1 protein-coding gene is annotated in these 460 nt (G+C 45.4%); it reads left to right on the plus strand.

All coding sequences use genetic code 11. The annotated features are described in order from the left end of the window. Positions 1-64: 64 nt before the first annotated feature. On the plus strand, positions 65-460 hold a 396-nt coding region (locus tag EMM73_RS19895; protein ID WP_145987585.1), incomplete at its 3' end, for a transposase.

A 460-nucleotide genomic window follows, 5' to 3' on the forward strand; every position in this document is an offset into this window, starting at 1 on the left:
CCCGCTCTGGCAGGATAGTTGTCACTACTTAAAATTTAACCAGTTGGGGCGTTAAGGCTTAGTTGTGCCGAGTTACAGTGAAGAACGTAAGCAGCAGATTTTAAATAAGTTACTGCCTCCTTCGAATATGAGCGTTGCTGAAGTATCAAGAAACGAAGGGATTGGGCTGCAAACTTTGTATAATTGGCGGGATAAAGCCAAACAACAAGGTCGTCCTGTGCCCGGAAGTAAACCAACCTCAGAACATTGGTCAGCAGAAGCAAAGTTTGCCACTGTGCTGGAAACTGCCAGCTTAAATGAAGCCGAATTGAGTGAATATTGTCGTGCAAAAGGCTTGTATGTTGATCAGGTAAAAGCCTGGAAAGCTGATGCACTGCGAGGGTTTATGAGCTCCCGCGAGCAGGAATTGGAAGCTAAACGGCAGCGCCAAGCCGACCATAAGGAAATTAAACAGTTAAAA

The sequence above is a fragment of the Rheinheimera sediminis genome (genome assembly GCF_004005375.1).
In the GTDB taxonomy this organism is placed as follows: Bacteria; Pseudomonadota; Gammaproteobacteria; order Enterobacterales; family Alteromonadaceae; genus Pararheinheimera.